The 15,643-nt window shown below is 66.2% G+C and carries 13 protein-coding genes; 6 read left to right on the top strand and 7 right to left on the bottom strand.

The genetic code is table 11. From position 1 onward, the window contains the following. Positions 1 to 134: 134 nt before the first annotated feature. Positions 135 to 2,384, top strand: a complete 2,250-nt coding sequence (locus tag LNV28_RS10735) for an ATP-binding protein (RefSeq protein ID WP_263519742.1) — start codon at positions 135 to 137, stop codon at positions 2,382 to 2,384. 21 nt (positions 2,385 to 2,405) lie between these two features. Here LNV28_RS10735 and LNV28_RS10730 read toward each other — a convergent pair whose 3' ends face one another. After that, entirely contained in the window at positions 2,406 to 2,804 is a 399-nt protein-coding gene (locus LNV28_RS10730) for a YbaN family protein (RefSeq protein WP_263519741.1), read from the bottom strand. Between the two features lie 68 nt (positions 2,805 to 2,872). Between LNV28_RS10730 and LNV28_RS10725 the strand changes: the two genes are divergently transcribed. After that, positions 2,873 to 4,036, top strand: a complete 1,164-nt coding sequence (locus LNV28_RS10725; protein ID WP_263519740.1) for an alpha-hydroxy acid oxidase — start codon at positions 2,873 to 2,875, stop codon at positions 4,034 to 4,036. A 31-nt stretch (positions 4,037 to 4,067) separates the two neighbouring features. Here the strand turns inward: LNV28_RS10725 and LNV28_RS10720 are convergent, their stop codons facing one another. The 3 genes from LNV28_RS10720 to LNV28_RS10710 form a co-directional block, all read right to left on the bottom strand. Then, positions 4,068 to 6,254 carry a S46 family peptidase gene (locus LNV28_RS10720; protein ID WP_263519739.1) on the bottom strand — a complete coding sequence of 729 codons (2,187 nt, stop codon included), beginning with the start codon at positions 6,252 to 6,254 and terminating at the stop codon, positions 4,068 to 4,070. A gap of 171 nt (positions 6,255 to 6,425) precedes the next feature. After that, complete coding sequence (locus LNV28_RS10715) at positions 6,426 to 8,582, bottom strand: S46 family peptidase (RefSeq protein ID WP_263519738.1); 2,157 nt, start codon at positions 8,580 to 8,582, stop codon at positions 6,426 to 6,428. A gap of 125 nt (positions 8,583 to 8,707) precedes the next feature. Beyond that, complete coding sequence (locus tag LNV28_RS10710; protein ID WP_263519854.1) at positions 8,708 to 9,394, bottom strand: DUF1826 domain-containing protein; 687 nt, start codon at positions 9,392 to 9,394, stop codon at positions 8,708 to 8,710. Between the two features lie 173 nt (positions 9,395 to 9,567). Here LNV28_RS10710 and LNV28_RS10705 point away from each other — a divergent pair, with 173 nt between their 5' ends. Together LNV28_RS10705 and LNV28_RS10700 are read left to right on the top strand one after the other, a co-directional pair. Next, on the top strand, positions 9,568 to 10,026 hold the full coding sequence (locus LNV28_RS10705; protein WP_263519737.1) for a Fur family transcriptional regulator: 459 nt from the start codon (positions 9,568 to 9,570) through the stop codon (positions 10,024 to 10,026). Positions 10,027 to 10,179: 153 nt separating this feature from the next. Continuing rightward, positions 10,180 to 10,443: a hypothetical protein gene (locus LNV28_RS10700; protein ID WP_263519736.1), complete on the top strand. Its 264-nt coding sequence runs from the start codon at positions 10,180 to 10,182 to the stop codon at positions 10,441 to 10,443. 85 nt (positions 10,444 to 10,528) lie between these two features. Here the strand turns inward: LNV28_RS10700 and LNV28_RS10695 are convergent, their stop codons facing one another. The 3 genes from LNV28_RS10695 to LNV28_RS10685 form a co-directional block, all read right to left on the bottom strand. Beyond that, positions 10,529 to 10,870, bottom strand: coding sequence for a hypothetical protein (locus LNV28_RS10695; protein WP_263519735.1), 342 nt, complete (start codon positions 10,868 to 10,870; stop codon positions 10,529 to 10,531). A 134-nt stretch (positions 10,871 to 11,004) separates the two neighbouring features. Further along, entirely contained in the window at positions 11,005 to 11,574 is a 570-nt protein-coding gene (gene dcd / locus LNV28_RS10690; protein WP_263519734.1) for a dCTP deaminase, read from the bottom strand. A gap of 59 nt (positions 11,575 to 11,633) precedes the next feature. Then, positions 11,634 to 13,226, bottom strand: coding sequence for an ABC transporter substrate-binding protein (locus LNV28_RS10685; RefSeq protein WP_263519733.1), 1,593 nt, complete (start codon positions 13,224 to 13,226; stop codon positions 11,634 to 11,636). A 229-nt stretch (positions 13,227 to 13,455) separates the two neighbouring features. Here LNV28_RS10685 and LNV28_RS10680 point away from each other — a divergent pair, with 229 nt between their 5' ends. Next, positions 13,456 to 14,367, top strand: coding sequence for a LytTR family DNA-binding domain-containing protein (locus tag LNV28_RS10680; RefSeq protein WP_263519732.1), 912 nt, complete (start codon positions 13,456 to 13,458; stop codon positions 14,365 to 14,367). A 174-nt stretch (positions 14,368 to 14,541) separates the two neighbouring features. Next, positions 14,542 to 15,573, top strand: a complete 1,032-nt coding sequence (locus LNV28_RS10675) for a S41 family peptidase (RefSeq protein ID WP_263519731.1) — start codon at positions 14,542 to 14,544, stop codon at positions 15,571 to 15,573. Positions 15,574 to 15,643: the final 70 nt, after the last annotated feature.

The raw sequence follows: 15,643 nt of genomic DNA, 5'->3' as shown, positions 1-15,643 counted from the left end.
TGCTGAACCAGCCCGCCCCAGCCCCCAACGGCCCAACCGGCCCCGCCACGCGAGGACGGAGCTGCCCTGCCCTGCAACGCCTGGCACGGCTGGCCAGCCGCCACCCCCACTGCGCCCTGCCGCGCCACGCGCGTTTGGTCCAGGCCCTGCGCCAGGCCGGTGAGCTGGCGGCGGCACTTGACGCCCTCTATGCCCAGTTCTACCTGGCCGAGCGCATGGGCCAGGCCCTGAGCTTGCAGCAAGAGCTGAACAGCGCGCTGAACGAAGCAGCGGAAGCCCACCTGACCTCCCAGGCGGCCTGCCTGCACGAGGCGCTGGGCCGGATCGCCTACCAAAAAGGCGAGTATTTCGAGGCCACCGAGCAATGGTCGCGCGCACTCGACCTGTCCAACCTCGCGCAAGCCCGTGGCGAGCCGCAGGCGGAGGCAGCGGCGGAGGCACAGCAGCGGACATCACAGCAAGCCGAGCAGCTGCGCGTCGGCGTGGCGGCCCGCATTGGCCTGGGCCAGATCCACTACGCTCTGGGCGCCTGGGACCGCGGCCGACGCTTTCACCGCGATGCGGCCGAGCTGCTGGGCCAGCTGGACGACCCCTATCTGGCGGCCAAGCTGGCGCTCAATATGGGCGTGGGGCATTTCGAGAATGCCCAGCTGGCCGACGCCGAGGCGCAATTCCGTCTCGGCCTGGAACAGGCCCAGCGCGGCCCCCACCCGGAGTTCATCGGTGAAGCCTATTGGCAGCTGGCGCGCACGGCGCTGGCCCGGCGCCAGGTCGAGGCGGCCGCCGAGCCCTGCCAGCTGGCCCTGGCCTGGGCGCGCCGCCTGGGCCACCAATGGCTGGAAGGCATGGCCTGCCAGACCTGGACCGAGATCGCCCTGGCCCGCGGCGACCGCGACGAAGCCCTGCGCAGCGCCCGGCAAGCGCTGGCCTTGACGCGCCAGATCCAATCGCGCAGCGGCGAAAGCCAGGCCCATCTGCAGCTGGCACGTCTGCTACAAGCCCAGGGCGATGCGCAGGCTGCGCTCGACCATCTCTGGCAACACCAGGCCTTGCGCGAAGAAATCGAACGGCTGAGCCTGCCCGAGCGCCTGCTGCGCCTGGCCCATTACGACCTGACCCGCAAGCCTCCCGAGGAGCTGCTGCTGGAGCTGTCGAACCGGCACTGGCGCATCGAAAGCGAGGCCGATGTGGTGTTCGCCGCCTCGGAAATGCGCAGTGCCGCCCTGCAGATCATGCAGCTGGACACCGTGCATTTCTGGTGGGCCAGCGAGAGCGCCGGGGTGCTGCGCCTGCATGACGAGCCGGCCGAAGATGGCACAACACGGCTACTGCTGCGCGCACCGGCGCAAGCCGCCTACCTGCAGCTGCTGGCCGGCCGCAGCGAGGCCCTAGCCCTGCATGATCTGCGCCTGCATCCCTGCGAGGCCGAGCTGGCCCTGTTGCCGGGTCTGGCACCTGCCGTTTCGCGTATCGAGATCCCGCTGTTCGTGCAGAACCGTCTGGTCGCCCTGCTCTGGCTGGAACAGAAAAGCAGCCGCAACTGGAGCCGCCAGGACATGTTGCAGGCCAGCCACCTCGGGCGCTTGTTCGAACGCCTGCTGGTCGGCCACGACCTGGCATGCGCCCAACACGCCCAGTGGCTGATGGAGCAGGAAAAAGCCGACGCCCTGGGCCGCTTGGTGGCCGGCGTGGCGCATGAGGTCAACACGCCCATCGGCGTGGCCGTGACGGCAGCTTCCAGTGTGGCCGAGAACGCCCAAAAACTCGCCGCCGCCCTGCGCAGCGAACGGGTCAGCCGGGTCGAACTGACCGAGCTGTCCACCCGCTTGATCAGCGGCAGCGATCTGGTCGAGCGCAATCTGCAGCGTGCGGCCAGCCTGATCGGCAACTTCAAGAAGGTGACCGTGGACCAGGCCTCCGAGGAGGTCAGCGACTTCGTGCTGCTCGACTATCTGCGCAGCATTGCCTCGGTGTTGGGCCCGGCGCTGCGCAAGGCCATGGTCTCGGTGCAGCTCGATGTGGACGCCGCGATCGAGCTGCGCATGGCCGCCGGCCTGCTCACGCAAGTGGTCTCCAACCTCATCATGAACAGCATCAACCACGCATTTCCCGAGGGGCGCGGCGGGCTGATTCTGATCAGCGCGCGCCTGGAGGGCCGTTATGTGCTGCTTGATGTGGCGGACGACGGTTGCGGCGCCAGCGCCGATGTGCGCGCCCGCATGTTCGAACCTTTCTTCACCACCAAGCGTGGCAAGGGAGGCTCGGGCCTGGGCCTCTACATCGTGGCCTCGCTGATGGAGCGCTTGGGCGGCGACGTCGAATTGCCGGCCAGCGAGCGCGGCCTGTGCGTGCGCCTGCGTCTGCCGCGCGGCCGGCCAAGCTAAAGAACAAGCGGCACAGGCCGCTCAAGGGCGGCGCGTGGGCAGGCTCCACAACCAGGCCGCCACGCCGGCGCAGCAGGCCGCGGGCAACCAAGCCAGATGCAGCGGCAGCTTGAAGGCCGCCATCACCGAGCCGAAGGTCATCATGACGCTGGCCAGCTGCTTGGCTCGCAAGGGCACCGCGCGATTGGCGCGCCAGTCACGCACCATGGGGCCGAAAACGCGGTGGCCCAGCAACCAGCGCTCGCAGCGGCTGCTGCCGCGCGCAAAACAGAAGGCGGCCAGCAGCACAAACGGCGTGGTCGGCAGCAGAGGCACAAAGATGCCGATGATGCCCAGCACCAGGCTCAGCACACCGCCCAGCAGCCACAGCAGGCGCAGCCAAATGGGATGAGTCGGTACAGGCGGCGGGCTTGGGTCCATGGCGCCGCAGTGTAGGTGATGTGTTCCGGGCTAGGATGGCCGCGTTCTCATTGACCCAACGGTTCGCCATGCCCGTCATCACCTGCATCGAAGACCTGCGCCTGCTGGCCCAAAAGCGCGTGCCGCGCATGTTCTACGACTATGCCGATTCGGGCAGTTGGACCGAGAGCACCTACCGCGCCAACTCAGCGGACTTCCAGGCCATCAAGCTGCGCCAACGCGTCGCCGTGAACATGGAGAACCGCAGCACGGTGGCGCGCATGGTGGGCGTCGATGTGAAGATGCCGGTGGCGATCGCGCCGACCGGCCTGACCGGCATGCAGCACGCCGACGGCGAAATCCTGGCCGCCCGCGCGGCCGAGAAATTCGGTGTCCCTTTCACCTTGTCCACCATGAGCATCTGCTCCATCGAGGACATTGCCGCACACACGAAAGCACCGTTCTGGTTCCAGCTCTATGTGATGCGCGACCGCGACTTCATCGAGCGATTGATCGACCGCGCCAAGGCCGCCCGCTGCGGCGCCCTGGTCCTGACCCTGGACCTGCAAATCCTCGGCCAGCGCCACAAGGACATCAAGAACGGCCTCTCGGCGCCGCCCAAGCCCACCCTGGCCAACCTGATCAACCTGATGACCAAGCCACGCTGGTGCTTAGGGATGCTGGGCACCTCACGGCGCCAGTTCGGCAATATCGTCGGCCATGTCAAAGGCGTGGAGAACATGGGCTCGCTGTCGGAGTGGACGGCCAAGCAGTTCGACCCGGGCCTGAACTGGGGCGATGTCGAGTGGATCAAGAAGCGCTGGGGCGGCAAGCTCATCCTCAAAGGCATCCAGGATGTCGAGGACGCGCGTCTGGCGGTTGACTCCGGCGCCGATGCCCTGATCGTCAGCAACCATGGAGGACGCCAGCTCGACGGGGCCGAGTCCAGCATCCACGCCCTGCCCCGCATCGTCGAGACCGTGGCCCGCGAGATCGAGGTGCATATGGACGGCGGCATCCGCTCGGGCCAGGACGTGCTCAAGGCTTGGGCCCTGGGTGCGCGTGGCACCTACATCGGCCGCGCCTTCCTCTATGGCCTGGGCGCCATGGGCGAGGCCGGGGTGACGAAAGCCTTGGAGCTGATCCACAAGGAGCTGGACCTGACCATGGCCTTCAGCGGCCATACCCGGTTGGAGGGCGTGGACCGCAGCATCCTGCTGCCGGGCACTTACCCGGGCAGCAGGGATCGCTGACAGGCCGGCCCCCGCAGGGGCTGGCCGCGCTTCACAGCGCCTTCATTTCCTTCAGGAGGCGCTCGGCCTTGTCGACCACCTTCATCTGCCAGAGCATGTAGCGCGCATCCAGGCAGATGCTGCGCGTGGTCTTGGGGTTGAAGTCCCAGTCGGAGATCACGGCGTCCAGCGTACCGTCGAACAGCAGACCGACCAGCTCGGCGTTCTGGTTCAGCACCGGCGAGCCGGAGTTGCCGCCGGTGGTGTCCAGGGTGGCCAGGAAGTTGACCGGCACCGAGTCGAGTGACTTGACCCCGTACTTGTCGAACTGGCGCGCCTTGATGGCGGCCAGCTGCTCGGCTGGCGCATCGAACTCGCCCTCACCCTTGTGCTTGGCCACGATGCCGCGCAGGGTCGTGAAGGCCGACCAGGCCGTGCCATCGGCGCCCTCGGCGCGGCCGGCCACCTTGCCGAAGCTGACGCGCAGCGTGCCATTGGCATCGGGGTAGACCGCCTTGCCTTGGCTGGCCTTGAAGGCAATCAAGGCCTTCATGGTTTCGGCATAGGCACGCTGGACCTGTCCGCCCAGTTCCTTGTCACGGTCCTCACGGGCGCGGTCGTCGGCGTAAAGGGTCACGGCGGCGGCGATCAGGCTGTCGCTGCTGGCCTTGAACTCATCGACGCTGCGCGACAACCAGGCCATGCGCTCGGTCTTGTCGGCCATCTTGCTGCCGGCATAGATGGCGTCCAGGCGGGCGCGCACCGCGCTCTCGCTCATGCCTTGCTGCAGACCCAGGGCTTGCAGCAGCACCGGGTTCAACTGCGCCGCCGGCTGGGCCAGGTACTGGGCGAAGAAATAGGAGGCCACGCGCTTGTCGACTTGCTCGTCATAGCGGCGCTCCATGGCCTCAACGGCCTGGCGGCGGCGCTGCTGGTCGCGCTGCTGGAAACCGGGCTTGCGCTCGGCGTCGGGCTTGAGGTTCTCCTGCGCCTGCTGGTAGAGGGTGCGCGCACCGCTGAGCAAGGTGGTGGAGGCGAAGTTCAGGAGCAGCTCACGGCGGGTGATGGCCTGGCGCTCGTCGAGCAAACGCTCGACCTCGGCCAGGCCGGCACCGTACTGGGCGCGCCGGCCGGCGTCGCCATTCACCCAGGCCTTGAGGGCGGCGAAATCGGCCTGCTTGCGGGCCAGGATGTCGCTGCCCTGCCAGCTCTGCAGCTGGCCTTGCAGGTTCTTGTAGTAGTTGCCGATGCCGGCCACGGTGTTGGCCAGCTTGATTTCGGCGTCGCGGCGGCCGGCGGTCTCTTGCTTGATCAGGTCCAGCTGCTGGGCAAAGGCCTTGACCAGCTCGGGCGCTTCCCAGTCGAAGTTGAAGGCCACTTCGGTGGGCAGGCGGTGGCGGTCGGTGCCGCCCGGGTAACCCGTCACCATGACGAAGTCACCGTCCTTCAAGGGGCTGCTGGCCAGCTTCAGGTGGTGCTTGGGCTGGTAGGGCCTGTTGTCGGCGCTGAAATCAGCCGGCTTGCCGTCCGGGCCGACATAGGCGCGGTAAAAGCTGTAGTCGCCGGTGTGGCGCGGCCACATCCAGTTGTCGGCGTCACCGCCGAACAGGCCCACGCCCTGGGCCGGCGCGTGCACCAGGCGCACGTCGCGAATTTCCATCTGCTTGATCAGCTGAAACACCAGGCTGCCGTAGAAGCGCGCGACGCGGCAGCGGTGGCCGGCATCCTTCTCGCACTCGGCCACCAGGGCTTTTTCCTTGGCTTCGATCGCATCGCTGCGGGCCTTGCCCTTGAGCGCCGAGGTGGCGTTGTCCATGACTTGGGCGCTGACATCACGCACATCGACGGTCACCAGCACGCGGCTGCCCGGCGCGGCCGGCAGCTCGTCCTTGAAGTCGGCAGCCAGGAAGCCCTTCTTGAGCAGGTCGCGCTCGGGCGTGGAGTTGAACTGGATGCTGCCGTAGGCGCAGTGGTGGTTGGTCACCACCAGGCCTTGCGGCGAAACGAAAGAGGCCGTGCAGCCGGCCAGGCTGATCACCGCGCCCATGGGGAACTCGGTCAGCTGGCTGAGCTTGGCAGGGTCCAGCTTGAGGCCGGCCTGCTTGAGCGCCTTGCTGATCTGGGGCAGCTGTTGCGGCATCCACATGCCTTCTTCGGCCTGGGCGGCGCCCAGATTCAGCAATGCCAGCGATGCCAGCACAGGGACTGCGGCCCGATGGGGCCAGGTCTTGAGTTTCATGCGAGGGTCTCCGCCCGGGTATGGGAAGCCGGCACCATACCTGTTTTTACGCGACTCTCGCAGTGTGAGGAGGCACTCAGACAAACCCTGAGTGCGCCGCAAGAGAGCCCAAAAAAAGGCCCATGAAAAAGGCCCTCCAGCGGAGGGCCTTGAGAGCAGGAACGGCGGCGATCAGAGCGCGTTCATTTCCTTGAGCAGGCGGTCGGCCTTGTCGACCACTTTCATCTGCCACAGCATGTAGCGTGCATCCATGCAAATGCTGCGCGTCATCTGGGTGTTGAAGTCCCAGTTGGAGATGACGGCGTCGAGCGTGCCGTCAAACAGCAGGCCCACCAGTTCGGCCCGGCTGTTCAGCACCGGCGAGCCGGAGTTGCCGCCGGTGGTGTCCAGCGTGGCCAGGAAGTTGACCGGCACGGAGTCCAGGGACTTGACCGCGTACTTGTCGAACTGGCGCGCTTCGATGGCCTTGCGCTGCACCTCGGGGGCATCAAAGTCACCGGTGCCGGTGTGCTTGGCGGTGATGCCGCGCAAGGTGGTGAAAGCCAGCCAGTCGTTGCCATCGGTGCCCGGCTTGCGGCCTTGGACATGGCCGTAGCTCACGCGCAGGGTGCCGTTGGCGTCGGGGTACAGGGCCTCGCCCTTGCTGGCCTTGAAGGCCATCAGGGCGGCCATGGTGTTGGCATAGGCCTGGTCGATGCGGCCTTCCATTTCCTTGTCGCGCTTCTCGATGCGCTCGTCTTCCTCGTACAAGGCCACCGCGGCGGCGATGTAAGCGTCCTTGCTGGCGGCAAAGTCGGCGACGCTGCGGTCCAGCCAGGCCAGGCGGCTGGCCTTGTCGCTCAGTTGGGTGGCGGCTTGCAGTTCGAGCAGGCGGGCCTTGACGGCCGCTTCATCCATGCCGGCCTTCAGGCCCATGGCCTTGAGCAGGGGTTGGCTCAGTTGCTCGGCCGGCTGGGCCAGGTACTTGGCATAGAAGTGCGAAGCGAGGCGGATGTCGGTCTGCGCGTCGTAGCGGCGGTCTTGCGACTCCAGGCCTTGGCGCAGGCGCAGGGCATCGCGCTCCTGGTAGCCCGGCTTGCGCTGGGCATCGGGCAGCAGGCGCTGCTGGGCGTTTTGGTAGAGGCCGCGGGCGGTGCCCAGCAGGCGCGGCGAATAGGCGCGCAGGCTGGATTCGGTGCGGGCCAGGGTCTGACGCTCGGCCAGCAGACTTTCCACGGCGGCCAGGTCGGCACCGTACTTGGCGCGGCGAGCGGGGTCGCTGTTCACCCAGTTCTTGAGATCCTCAAAAGCCTTGCGCTTGCGAGCCAGGATGTCGCTGCCGGCATAGCTGGCCATCTGGCCCTGCATATTCTTGGAGGCATTGCCCAAACCGGCCACCGAGCCGGCCAAGGCGATCTCGGCCTCGCGACGGCCGCTGGTTTCCTGCTTGATCAGGTCCAGCTGGGTCAGCATGTTCTGAATGCCGGTGGGCTGGGAAAAGCTGAAAGCGAAATCCACTTCCTGCGGCAGGCGGTGGCGCTGGGTGCGGCCGGGGTAGCCAGTGACCATGACGAAGTCGCCTTCGTTCAACGGCGTGCTGGCCAACTTCAGATGGTGCTTGGGCTGGTAGGGCTTGTTGTTGGGGCTGAAGTCGGCGGGCTTGCCGTCCGGGCCCACATAGGCGCGGTAGAAGCTGTAGTCGCCGGTGTGGCGCGGCCAGATCCAGTTGTCACTGTCGCCACCGAAGCGGCCCACCATATCGCCCGGCGCATGGACCAGACGCACGTCGCGAATCTGCATCTGCTTGATCAGCTGGTACTGCAGGCCGCCGTAGAAGCCGGCCACACGGCAGCGGTAGGCCTTGTCCTGCTCGCAGGCGGCGACCAGGGCTTTTTCCTTGGCTTCGATGGCGTCGACGCGGGCCTTGCCCGAGAGTGCCGCGGTCTTGGCGTCCAGCACTTGGGCGGTGACGTCCTTGACCTCTTCGGTCACGAAGATGCGACTGCCCGGGGCGGCCGGCAGTTCGTCCTTGAAGTCAGCGGCCAGGAAGCCGTTCTTCAGCAGGTCGCGCTGCGGCGTCGAGTTGTACTGAATGCTGCCGTAGGCGCAGTGGTGGTTGGTGACCACCAGGCCTTGCGGCGAGACGAAGGAGGCGGTGCAGCCACCCAGGCTGACCACGGCCCCCATGGGGAACTCGGTCAGCTGGTTCAAGCGGCTGGGGTCCAGCTTGAGCCCGGCGGACTTGAGCTGCTTGGCGATCTGCGGCAGTTGCTGCGGCATCCACATGCCTTCGGCGGCATGGGCGGCGGTGATGGCCAGCAGCAGGCCGGCAGGGATCAGTCGTTTCATGGGGATGCAACGCAGTTGGAAGACAAGCGCGGAACGATACACAGCCAAAAGACACATGACTAAAGGCATCCCTTCGAATCGACCAAGCAATGGCCTAGGACATTCCCTGATTCGCGGCCCCAGGATCAAGCCAGATCGTCAAAGGGCGCAGCCACCAGACTCAGCGCCCAAGGGCGCGGACGGCCGTCGGTGACCAAAAAGCGAGGCCGCCGGTGCAGCATCCGACCCCGGGCATTGAAGACCACCACGTCCATCGGCGCCAGCAGCGACGCCGGGCAACGCTCTTGCGCCAACCAAGCGGTATCCAGCGAAGCGCGCGCGCCCAGGCGGCATTCGCTGGCCGGGCCGCGGTAGCTGCACACCATGCGCAAGGGCGCTCCCATGCACAGCCACTGACGATCGACCTCGCTGCGCAGGTCACCCAGGCGCAAGGAAAGCTGCTCACAGCCATTCAAGCGCACGAAGCGTCGCACCAGCTGCATGAGATCAGCCAGCAGCAGATTGCGCATCTCGCCATTGGACATGCCAAGCGCATCCAGACCCTGCTGCAGGTCGCGCTCCAAGCCCTGCGCATCGGCCACGCGGTGCAAGCTGGGCAAAGCGTCCTCGGGCAAGGCATCCATCCAGGCCTGGAAATCGCTCGGAGCCGAGCGCAGCCATACCGCCAGATCCGGCCCGCCCCCATGGCGCTGGGGCGGCCCCACCTGCGCCAACACATCGGGAGACTCGCTGAACCGCGCGCGCGGGTGCAGAGCCACATGCGGCCGCGGCAGTTGCGGCAGATCGGTGCTCGGCGGCATCAAGGAAAGCATGGCATTCAAGTGAGCATCTCCGTTCGCGCGATCGCACATCCCGGCAGGCCTGGGTGGATCACATCTGAGCTCTGCATTATTCGATATTGATAACGCATTATTAAGATGCGCAAAAAACGATCGCAGCGACAATCACCGCGCCACTCATCTCGCGCAAGCGCATCACGCCAGTCATGGAACGCACCACCCGCCAACGCACAGCCATCCGGGACGCCATTGCCAACGCAGGCCGCCCGCTCTCGCCCCAGGAGGTGCTGGACGCTGCGCGCGCCGATGTCGAGGCGCTGGGCATGGCCACGGTCTACCGCAACCTCAAGTTGTTGCTGGAAGACCAGTCCATCAGCCTGGTACAGCTGCCGGGAGAAGGCCCGCGCTACGAGATGTCAGGCCATGCCCACCACCATCATTTCCAATGCACCTGCTGTCAGCGGGTGTTCGATGTGGAGCGCTGCCCGGGTGACCTGGCCCAGTTGGCCCCACCCGGCTTCAGCGTCGACAGCCACGAGATCACCCTGTACGGTCGCTGTGCCGATTGCAAGGAACCTCAGCGCGGCAAGAAACGACCCGCAACAGCAGCGACAGCCGCCGGCCACAAGGCTGGAGCCACGCAGTGCCAGCACAAACACCGCTGATCGCGCTGAAGACAGCCATGCCGTAGAGCAGCCACCCGCCTCTCCTTCTCAAAAAAGCTCAAACCGCACTGGAACTTGCACGCCAACTCGCCGATATTCAATCTGACGCCAAACTGACAAATCCGTCAGGCGTCGTGTATCGGGGAGCCGTCCATGACCCTGCAACAGGTCTCTCAAGTCATCCGCTGGTTGCGTCTGCACGCGCGTGGCCACCGCCTTGAAGGTCAAGCCTGGGATGTGATCTTGACCGTCTGGCTCTTGGGCTGGGCCGGCTTGCCGCCCTCCTTGCTGCTGCACGAATGGCAATGGCTGCCCTTGTGCCTGCTGGGCTTCTTGATGCCCAGCCTCTATGCCCATCTCAGACAACAACTGCACCGGCGCGGCCAGCTGCGTTGCGACTGGCTGACGGCCTTGTGAGCCCCAAAAACAAAAAAGGCCCTCGCAAGCGAGGACCGTTGGCTGCAATTCAGGCAAGCAGGAGGCCGCTTGCCTCAGTTGCATCTCAGTGCATCAGACCAATCCACTCGCCCGCGCGCTGGTAGTCGCTGAACAGGCGCAGCGCCAGCGCTCGCAAGCCCGGGTTGGCGCAGGCATGAGCCCGGGCCAGGCATTCAAAGGCATAGAGCCGGTCATACAGCATGCGGGTGGGCTGGAGTTGCTCGCCCTCATCGGCCATCAAGGCCTGGAAGCAATGCAGATCGGACAGAGCCACCGGGCCGACGATGGGCGAAGTGAGCTCGCCCAGCGCCTGCAGCGGCTGCGGCACTTCACGAGGAAGCGAAAAATCCAGCGGGATCGGCGCGCCTTGATTGAACTCGGGCAGAAGATGCAGCGGGATGATCATATGGGCCTCGCGATTCCGGCCTGCACAGGACCGGGATGGCGCCATGATGCCGGCCGCTGGCGAAACTTAAATGCGAAACAGCCGGCGATTCACCGGCTGTTTTCACTCAAGTTTGGCCGGGCACTGAGGCCGAGTCAGGTCTTCGGCAGGGTCACGCCGCGCTGGCCCTGGTACTTCCCGCCACGGTCCTTGTAGCTGGTTTCGCAGACTTCGTCGCTCTCGAAAAACAGCACCTGAGCGCAACCTTCGCCCGCGTAGATCTTGGCCGGCAGCGGCGTGGTGTTGGAGAACTCCAGCGTCACATAGCCTTCCCACTCGGGCTCGAAGGGTGTGACGTTGACGATGATGCCGCAGCGCGCGTACGTGCTCTTGCCCAGGCAGATGGTCAGCACATTGCGCGGGATGCGGAAGTACTCAACCGTACGCGCCAGCGCGAAGCTGTTGGGCGGGATGATGCAGTGGTCGCCTTCCATGTCGACAAAGCTCTTGTCGTCGAAATTCTTGGGGTCGACGATGGAGCTGTAGACATTGGTGAAGACCTTGAACTCGGGCGCACAGCGAATGTCGTAGCCATAGCTCGAAGTGCCGTAGCTGACGATCTTCTCGCCGGCGGCGTTGGCGCGGATCTGGCCCGGCTCGAAGGGTTCGATCATGCCGTGCTGTTCGGCCATGCGGCGGATCCACTTGTCGCTCTTGATGCTCATTGCTGCAGGTCCCTCATTGGTATGCCGGCCATTTTAGGCGCGCTCACCCGGGCCGCCCCTCAGGGCTTGATCGTCACGCCGTCGAAGCGGTAATTGCCGTCCGGCGCCAGCTTGAAGCCCTGCACCCGCTGGCGCACCGCCACCGCGATCTTGCCGTGGGCGATCGGTGTCCAGGGCAGTTGGGCCAGCGCCATGCGCTGGGCCTGGCTGTAGAACTTCTTGCGCTCTGGAATATCCAGGGTCTGGCGGGCCTTGGCAAGAAGGGCGTCGTAAGCGGGGTCGCACCAGAAGCTGCCGCTGGCAGCACCGCAGCTGAGCTGGCCCAGGGTGGAGGCCGGATCGGCCTCGCCATTCCAACCGATCATGGCGGTGTCGTGCTCGCCCTGGTCCACGCGCTTCAAATACTCGCCCCACTCATAACTGACGATTTTTGCGGTGACACCGACCTTGGCCCAGTCGGCCTGAATCATCTGCGCCATCAGCTGCGCGTTGGGGTTGTAGAAGCGTTGCACGGGCATGGCCCAGAGCGTCAGGCTCAGGTTCTTGACGCCGGCGCTCTTGAGCAGCTCGCGCGCCTTTTCGGGCGAATAGGGCGCCGCCTTGAGGCTCGCATCAAAGGCCCAGCTGGGCGGCGCGACCAGGGAGTTGGCCAGCTCACCAGCGCCGCCGAACACCGTCTTGACCAAGGTGTTCTTGTCGATGGCCATGTCCAGGGCCTGGCGCACGGCCAACTTGTCCAGCGGCGGCTTCTTGGTGTTGTAGGCCAGAAAGCCGATATTCAGGCCGGGCACGCTGTGGATTTGGATGGCCGGGTCGCGCTCCAGCTCGATCAGATCGGCCTGGTTGGTCAGCGCAGCGATGTCGCATTCATTGCGGCGCAGGCGCTGGGTGCGCACATTGCGATCGGTGGTGATGGCGAAGACCAGCTGCTCGACCACGGGGCGATCACTGCGGAAGAAATCCGGGTGGCGGCTGTAACGCAAGATGCTGTCGGGCTGGTAGCTCTTGTAGACAAAGGGGCCGGTACCAACAGGCAGGCTGTTGATCTGCGCCGCCTTGCCGGTCTTGAGCAGCTGCGCGCCGTACTCGGCCGACTGGATGGCGGCAAAGGCGTAGGTCAGCAAGTTCAGAAAGGTGGCGTCGACGCTATGAAAGCGGATCTGCACCTCGTCATCCGCGATGCGATCCACGCCCGCGATCAGCTGTTTCCAGCCGGCCGAGATCACATAGGGCGAGACGATGGGGTGCGCCTTGGAGAATGGATGCTGCGGGTCCAGCAGGCGCGCGAAGGTGAAGATCACATCGTCGGCATTGAAGTCCCGCGTGGGCTTGAAGTAGGCCGTGCTGTGAAACTTGACGCCATGGCGCAGCTTGAAACGAATGCTGCGGCCATCGGCGGCCACCGTCCATCGTTCAGCCAGGGCCGGGATCAAGCGATCCGTGCCGGGCTCGTTGTCGATCAGCCCGTCAAAAATCGGATAGGTCGCCGCATGGTCGATGCCCGAGTCGCTGTTGGCCGGGTCGAAACTCTTGGGGCTGCCTTGGGCGCAAAAGCGCAAGGTGCCGGGCACGGCGATCGGGGCGGCCAGGGCCTCGGACAGGCTGCAGGTGAAGAGCAAAGAGAGCGCCAGGCGGCGCAGAAAGACTGGCATTGAAGCGGGCATGAGGGTACCGGCTGACCGGCTTGCTGTAGGGGGCGTGGAGGGCAGATCCAGATCGTGCGTTTGCATATTCGCATGCAGCGGCCACGGCCTGCCGAGGGGCAAACCCGCAGGCGCTCGGTGGTTCGGCGGAGCCGGTGGCTGCGAGCAACTCTAGAATCCGCCGCCTCCTCGCTTGCCTACTTGCTTGCACCCTCGCCTGCCTCAAACCCGCCGCCCCATGTCCGCCCTGCCCTCCGTTTCCGCCTGGCTGCAACAACGCTGGCACTTCGAAGCCAGCCCTTGGGCGGCCTTGCGGCGTTTTGGTCTGGCGGCCGGCCTGATGCTGCTGGTCTTGTTCTGGCTGCAGCCTTTCGGCGGGGAGCGCTACCGCCCACCGGGCTGGGTGCTGCGCCTGCTGGGCTACGGCTTGTGCCTGCTGCTTGCGGTGCTGCCCATGCGCGCCTGGTCACTGCGGCGGCGAGCCCGCCAATCAAGCTGGCGCCTGCAAGATGAGTTGCTGGCCCTGGCGATCTGGGCCGGCTTCAGCGTGACCCTGAGCTATGGCCACAGCTGCTGGTGGGTGGCACCGCGCGCGCCCTCTTGGGCTGACTTCGCCATCTTCAGCCTCGCCTTCGCCCTGCCTTTCTTGCTGATGCTGCTGCCGCTGCTGCTGTGGCAAGGGCGAGCCGATGCGCTGACTGTCCAGCCTGCGAGACCAAGCGCGCAAACGGACGCGGAGACCCAGCCCGGCGCCTCCCCGGCCGCCGCCCCGCCCCTGATCGTGGTGCAGGGCCGCAATCGCGACGAGCAGCTGAGTTTTCGCCGCGATCAGTTTGTCTGCGCGCAGGCCCAGCAAAACTATGTGCGCCTGCAGCTTGAAGCCGAAGACGGCCGCGGCATCCAAGCCCATCTGCTGCGCTTGCCGCTGGGCGAGCTGGCCACCACCCTGGCCGGTGGCGAGTTGGCCTGTTGGCGGGTCCATCGCTCCTGGCTGGTGGCGCCCGAGCGGGTCCAGGCCTGGGGCCAAACGGGGCGCCAACGCCAGCTCCGCCTGCGCGGTCTGGACGCGCTGATCCCCGTGTCCGCCGATTTTGAACTGCCGCCCGAACTGCCAAGCGCGAACCCCGAGGCCCTGCAGTTTCGTCCCTGAGGCCTGCAAATTCGCCCCTGGCCTGGCGGTTTCGTCACCGCCGCGTCCGCCTGGTCACAGACGGTCGTCGGACTCCTCTCAGGCCGAGTTGCAGCCCCTAGGCTGCACAGCCCTGGCGCCTGTCGCGCCGGGCGCCGTGCGGCATGGCCGGCGCAAATCCCAAGGAGTCCTGTTTTGATTCGCTCGTCTTTCAATGTCCCTGGCCACCTGGCCAAGCGCGTGCTCGCAATCTTCGCGCTGTCGCTCAGCCTGAGCCCCTTGGCCCAGGCGGCGGCCCCGGAGCCCAGCGCACAAACCGTTTACGCCCAAGCTCTGGCCTTGAGCGATCGCCTGCTGCCCCTGCCCACTTGGAGCCAAAGCCCCGCTTTTGCGGCCTTTCGCCAGGCCTTGCTGGCCGCACCCGAGGGCTTGGATGCCGCCGGCATCGCCTTGCACTTCAACCGCAGCCAGCAAGCCGCGAAACTCGGCTTCAGCCACTTTGCCCTGCTGGCGCCGCAGCCCGAAGCGCCAGCGGCGAGCGCCCCAGCGGCTCCCGCGGCCCTGCCGCAGCTGAGCTGGCCGCGGCCCGGCGTGGCCTTGCTCAGCATCCCCAGCTTCGCGCTCGAGGCGGCGCAGATGTTGCCGGCTGCGCAAGCGCTGGCCGCCGCCCGGCCTGAGGCCTTGATCATCGATTTGCGCGGCAACGCCGGGGGCGCCTTGCCGGCGGCCGCCAGCTTGCTGGGCCTGCTGGCCCCGGCCCCGGTGGACGCGGGTGTCTTCCTCTCACGCCGCTGGTATGGCCAGGGCCGGAACGAACCCGATGCGGCTGCGCTGGCGCAGATGCCCACGCTCGCCACGCTCGATCTCGCAGCCTTGAGCCAGGCCCTGCAAACGGCGGGCGTGGCACGCCTGCACATACCGGCCAGCCCTGCAGGCGGCTTCCGCGGGCGATTGCTGGTCCTGATCGACGGGCAAACAGCCAGCACCTCGGAGCCCGTGGCCTGGCTCTTTCGGCAGGCCTTGGGTGCCCGCTTGATTGGCCAGCGCACGGCCGGCGCCATGCTGTCGAGCGAAGCGCTGCCGCTCGCAGGCGGCTATCGCTTGCGTCTACCGGTGGCCGACTACCTGACGCCCAGCGGCCAGCGCCTGGACGGGCACGGCGTCCAGCCCGACCTGCAAGTGGCGCCCGAACAGGCGCTACAACTCGCCCTGGAAACGCTGGGCTGAGGCTCAGAACCCTAGCCCGCTCACATAAGTAGCAGCTTACTCGGCGGTCAACTGATGGCTGCCATCGGCA

It is taken from the genome of Paucibacter sp. DJ2R-2 (assembly GCF_025717675.1).
GTDB lineage: Bacteria > Pseudomonadota > Gammaproteobacteria > Burkholderiales > Burkholderiaceae_C > Paucibacter_A.
The sequence above is the reverse complement of the archived record's forward strand: the minus strand, read 5'-3'. Positions and strand labels throughout refer to the sequence as shown.

Bases quoted from the DNA above. Each gene is read 5' to 3' on its own strand.
- LNV28_RS10695 (WP_263519735.1), bottom strand. From the start codon at position 10,870: ATGATCATCCCGCTGCATCTTCTGCCCGAGTTCAATCAAGGCGCGCCG.
- dcd (WP_263519734.1), bottom strand. From the start codon at position 11,574: ATGAGCATCAAGAGCGACAAGTGGATCCGCCGCATGGCCGAACAGCAC.
- LNV28_RS10705 (WP_263519737.1), top strand. From the start codon at position 9,568: ATGGAACGCACCACCCGCCAACGCACAGCCATCCGGGACGCCATTGCC.
- LNV28_RS10685 (WP_263519733.1), bottom strand. From the start codon at position 13,226: ATGCCAGTCTTTCTGCGCCGCCTGGCGCTCTCTTTGCTCTTCACCTGC.
- LNV28_RS10730 (WP_263519741.1), bottom strand. From the start codon at position 2,804: ATGGACCCAAGCCCGCCGCCTGTACCGACTCATCCCATTTGGCTGCGC.
- LNV28_RS10700 (WP_263519736.1), top strand. From the start codon at position 10,180: ATGACCCTGCAACAGGTCTCTCAAGTCATCCGCTGGTTGCGTCTGCAC.
- LNV28_RS10720 (WP_263519739.1), bottom strand. From the start codon at position 6,254: ATGAAACTCAAGACCTGGCCCCATCGGGCCGCAGTCCCTGTGCTGGCA.
- LNV28_RS10715 (WP_263519738.1), bottom strand. From the start codon at position 8,582: ATGAAACGACTGATCCCTGCCGGCCTGCTGCTGGCCATCACCGCCGCC.
- LNV28_RS10710 (WP_263519854.1), bottom strand. From the start codon at position 9,394: ATGCTTTCCTTGATGCCGCCGAGCACCGATCTGCCGCAACTGCCGCGG.
- LNV28_RS10680 (WP_263519732.1), top strand. From the start codon at position 13,456: ATGTCCGCCCTGCCCTCCGTTTCCGCCTGGCTGCAACAACGCTGGCAC.
- LNV28_RS10725 (WP_263519740.1), top strand. From the start codon at position 2,873: ATGCCCGTCATCACCTGCATCGAAGACCTGCGCCTGCTGGCCCAAAAG.